The organism is Protofrankia sp. CiP1_Cm_nod1 (assembly GCF_920888515.1).
Classification (GTDB): domain Bacteria; phylum Actinomycetota; class Actinomycetes; order Frankiales; family Frankiaceae; genus Protofrankia.
Window position 1 is genome coordinate 1 of the sequence record NZ_CAKKTM010000280.1, and the last position, 4670, is coordinate 4670.

General features: G+C 73.1%; 3 protein-coding genes and 1 pseudogene. All 4 read right to left on the reverse strand.

What is annotated here, in order from left to right; genetic code table 11:
• Positions 1–1760, reverse strand: a 1760-nt coding sequence (locus NBX02_RS12695; RefSeq protein ID WP_445548401.1) for a RelA/SpoT family protein, incomplete at its 3' end; no start/stop codon positions are given.
• Positions 1761–2634: 874 nt separating this feature from the next.
• Positions 2635–3201 carry an adenine phosphoribosyltransferase gene (locus NBX02_RS12700; RefSeq protein WP_250284391.1) on the reverse strand — a complete coding sequence of 189 codons (567 nt, stop codon included), beginning with the start codon at positions 3199–3201 and terminating at the stop codon, positions 2635–2637.
• A gap of 26 nt (positions 3202–3227) precedes the next feature.
• Positions 3228–4475, reverse strand: a complete 1248-nt coding sequence (gene secF / locus NBX02_RS12705) for a protein translocase subunit SecF (RefSeq protein WP_250284385.1) — start codon at positions 4473–4475, stop codon at positions 3228–3230.
• A gap of 3 nt (positions 4476–4478) precedes the next feature.
• Positions 4479–4670: pseudogene (locus NBX02_RS12710) on the reverse strand (hypothetical protein); the annotation flags it as partial.

Here is a 4670-nt window from a genome sequence, read left to right on the forward strand (position 1 = left end):
AGGGCGCGGGTGGGCAGCGCGGTCTCGGCGACGTCCTCGGCCGCGCCCTCCGGCCCGCCCAGCGCGGCCAGCAGGCGGCCCACCACGTGCTGGGCGCTGATGGTCTTCTCACCGATCGCGGCGTACAGCGCGGAGACGTCCTGGTAGCGCAGGTCCCTGGCCAGGCTGGGCAGCGTGTCGCCGCTCATCAGGCGGGTCAGCGGCAGGCCGTGGCGGCGCATCATCCGGGCGATCGCGTCCCGGCCGGCGACGATGGCGTCCTCCCGCCGCTCCCGCGCGTGCCACTGACGGATCTTCGTACGGGCCCGGGAGGAACGGACGAAGGTCAGCCAGTCCTCGCTCGGGCCCGCCGAGTGCGCCCGGGAGGTGAAGATCTCGACGGTGTCCCCGTTGTCCAGCGGGGTGTCCAGCGCGACGAGCCGGCCGTTGACCCGCGCGCCCACGCACTGGTTGCCCACGTCGGTGTGGACGGCGTAGGCGAAGTCGACCGGGGTCGCCCCCTCCGGCAGCGCGATCACGTCCCCCTTGGGGGTGAACACGAAGACCTCGTCGGTGTGCAGGTCGAACCGCAGGCTGTCGAGGAACTCGCCGGGTCCGGCGCTCTCCCGCTGCCAGTCGAGGATCTGGCGCAGCCAGGCGGTCTGGTCACCCCCCGCGGAGGCGCGCCGGGAACGGCCGCCGCCCCGGGAGCCGCCGTCGGCGAGCCCGAGAGCACCCGCCCTGCTCTCCCCGGAGGGCCGGGCGCCGACGCCGTCCTCCTTGTACTTCCAGTGCGCCGCGATCCCGTACTCGGCCCGGTTGTGCATCGCGTGCGTGCGGATCTGCAGTTCGACGGGCTTGCCCTCGGGGCCGATCACCGTCGTGTGCAGCGACTGGTACATGTTGAACTTGGGCATCGCGATGTAGTCCTTGAACCGGCCCGGGATCGGCTTCCAGTTCGCGTGGATGGTGCCCAGGGAGGCGTAGCAGTCCCGCAGGGAGTCGACCAGCACCCGGATACCGACCAGGTCGTGGATGTCGTCGAAGGACCGGCCGCGGACCACCATCTTCTGGTAGATCGAGTAGTAGTGCTTGGGCCGGCCGGTGACGACGGCCCTGATCTTCGCCTCGGCCAGGTGCGCCTGCACCTGCGTCACCACCGCGGTGATGTAGGTGTCCCGGCTCGGCGCACGGTCGGCCACCAGCCGGACGATCTCGTCGTAGCGCTTCGGGTAGAGCGTCGCGAAGGCGAGGTCCTCCAGCTCCCACTTCAGCGAGTTCATCCCGAGCCGGTGGGCCAGCGGAGCGTAGATCTCCAGGGTCTCCCGGGCCTTGCGCTCCTGCTTGTGCTCGGGCAGGAAGCGCAGCGTGCGCATGTTGTGCAGACGGGCGGCAAGCTTGATCACGAGGGCCCGGGGGTCGCGGGCCATCGCGACCACCATCCGCCGGATCGTCTCGGCCTGGGCGGCCTCGCCGACCTTCACCCGGTGCAGCTTCATCACCGCGTCGAGCACCAGCGCGACGTGGTCGCCGAACTCGTCCTGGATGCGCTCAGGCGTCATGCCGGCCTGGCCGACGGTGCCGTGCAGGAGCGCGGCGCACAGGGTCGGCGTGTCCATCCCGAGATCGGCGAGGATGCTCGCGACCGCGACCGGATGGGTGATGTAGGGATGGCCGGAGAGGCGGACCTGGCCGGCGTGCACCCCCGCCGCGGTCTCGAAGGCCTGGTAGACCGGGCCGACGTCGGCCCGCGGATGGTTCGCGAGCAGGCCGCGCAGCACCGGGTCCAGCAGTGACGGCGGGGTCGCCCGATGCGACGCGAGCCTGGGGAAACGCCCGCGGACCCGGCGGGGCAACGGCGGCGACTCGTGCCCGAGGCGCGGGACCACCGGCGAACCGTCATCGGGACCGAACTCACCGTAGTCGACAAGGAGCCCGGGCTGGCGCGTCGGCGAGGCCGGGGCGCCAGCCCGGGCGGGCGGAGCCGAGGCCGGCACGGCAGGTGGAGCCGGCGGGGTGGGCGGAGCCGAGGCCGGCACGGCGGGCGGAGCCGGCGGGGCGGATGGAGCCGAGGCCGCGGACGGAACCGGCGGGGGCGGGAGAACAGCCGGCGACGAGGGAGCCGGCTGGACGCCGTTGGCCGGCCGGGCGCCAGCCGGCTGGACGTCAACCGGTGGCTGGGGGTCGGCCGGCCGCGGGTCAGCCGGCCGCGGGTCAGCCGGCCGCGGCGCACCGTCGGTTGTCTTGGCGCGTCCCGCCGAGGTCGCCTGCGGTGGGCGTCCCGGCCCGGCCGCCGGCGACAGCGCGCCAGCGGACGGGCCGCGGTGGCTGTCCCCGCGGGCGAGCACGGCGTATTCACCTGCCGCGGACGACCCCCGGACGGTCGTCGCGCCAGGCTCGGACGCTCCAGCCGTCACCGGGGCTGCCTCGGGCACAAGCCGCTCCTGCTTCATGTCGGACCCCTGAAGGCTAACGCTTCCGTGAGCCGGCCTCCTCCCGCAACCCCGGCCAATGCCCGTGGATCACACAAAGGTCACACGGCCGGGGTCATCGCGGCCAGGAACGCCGCGTCCGGGATCACCACGAACCAGGAGCGGCACGGCCGGGGCCGCCGCGGCCGGGGGCGCCGAGCTGACGAGGAACAGGCCCCGACCCTCAGACTTCCATGATCGATGATATCGCGAGCGGCGCGAGCCGGTCACGCCCGGACAGGAAGGTCAGTTCCATGAGCACGGCGAGCCCGACGACCTCCGCGCCCGACGCGCGGACCAGCTCGGCCGCGGCGGCCGCCGTACCGCCCGTGGCCAGCACATCGTCGACGAGCAGCACCCGGTCACCCGGCCGGAAGGCGTCGGCCTGCACCTCAAGGGTGGCGGTGCCGTACTCCAGGTCGTAGGTGCGGCTGACCGTCTCCCCCGGCAGCTTGCCCTGTTTGCGGATGGGCACGACACCCACCCCCGTGCGGTAGGCGACCGGGGCCGCCAGCAGGAAGCCGCGTGCCTCGATGGCCGCCACGACGGTGGGGCCGTAACCGCCCGCGGTCGTGGCCAGCTCGTTGATGACCACCGTGAAGGCGGCCGGCGTCCCCAGCAACGGCGTGATGTCCTTGAAGACCACCCCGGGCTGGGGGAAGTCCGCGACATCCCGGATGTGGGCCCGCAGCACGTCCGCGGCTGTGGCACCGCCAGCGGCCAGGCCGCTGGTGCCGCCGGCCGGTCCGATGGTCGTTTCGACTGGTTCGATGGTCGTCACCGCCGTTTTTTACCGCTGGGACGGCCTTTGCGGCCAGAACGCCGGGCCGGTGTCGGGCGCCGGCCCGCGCCGGGCCGCGGCGGCCGGACGCCGGCGACGGCCGGTTCACGGTCGCTGGCCGGCTCACCACGTCCACGATCGTCCGTGTCCGAGGGGGTGGTAACGGAATCGGGAAATCCGCTTCCCGGCCCCTGGCCGGCCGCCGCGGCCCCGCTGTCGGATGCGCGACCACCGACGGCGACCGCCGCCGCGGCCCTCGGCTGCCTGGCGGACTCCCGGGCGGCCGCCGCCCGCGCCCGGGCCACCCGCTGGTCGAGCGCCCTGACCGCCGGCTCGTTCTTCTTCAGGTCGACCAGCAGCGGGGTGGCGACGAACAGCGACGAGTAGGCGCCCGAAGCGATACCCACGAACTGGGCCAGGGCGAGATCCTCCAGGGTGCCGGCGCCAAGCAGGCCGGCACCGACGAACAGCAGCGAGGCGACCGGCACGAGCGCGATGAACGAGGTGTTGAGCGAACGCATCAGGGTCTCGTTCAACGCGTCGTTGGTGGCCTCCGCGTAGGTGCGCCGGCTGGCCGTGCTCATGCCGGCGGTGTTCTCCCGGACCCGGTCGAAGACGACGACCGTGTCGTAGAGGGAGAACCCGAGAATGGCCAGCAGTGCGATGACCGTGGACGGGGTGACCTGGAAACCGACCAGCGAGTAGACACCCATCGTGACGGCAAGGTCATGGACGAGTGCGGCCATGGCGGCGGCGGCCATCTTCCACTCGAACCGGACCGACAGGTAGACCATCACCAGCACCAGGAAGACCGCGAGCCCCTGCAGCGCCTTGCTGGTGATGGTCGACCCCCACGACGCGCCCACCGTCGAGATGTCGATGTCGGTCGGGGCGACCTCGAAACGCTTCTCGATGGCGCTCTGCAGCGCGCTGGCCTGCTCGGTGGAGAGGGTCGGGGTCTGCACCCGCAGCTGGTGGGAGGTGTCGAGCTCCTGGATGACCGAGTCCGCCGGGTCGACGCCGGCCGAGGAGAGGGTCTCCTCGGCCACGGTGACCGGCCTGCCCCCGGACGGGAACTGGAACAGCGCGCCGCCCTTGAAGTCGATGCCCAGGGAGAAGCCCCGGATCAGCATGCTGGCGACACAGACGACCAACAGGACCGCGGAGAAGGCGTACCAGATCCGGCGCCGGCCTACGAAGTCGACATGGGACTGGTTGCGGTAGAGCCGGCTGGCCCAGGACATCGCCTACTCCCCCTGCGCCGTGCCGGACGGGCCCGGCCGTGACGGCCGCGGACCGCGTGCCGAACGAAGATCGTGTGATCCCTGCTCCGGGTCACCGGCGGCGTCCGCCCCCGCCGCCGGGCCCCTGCCGGCGACGGCCTGGGCCGGGGCGGCCCGCTCCCGCCTGGCCAGCCGGGCCGGCGCGAGGGCGGCCGC

Bases quoted from the DNA above. Each gene is read 5' to 3' on its own strand.
- secF (WP_250284385.1), bottom strand. From the start codon at position 4,475: ATGTCCTGGGCCAGCCGGCTCTACCGCAACCAGTCCCATGTCGACTTC.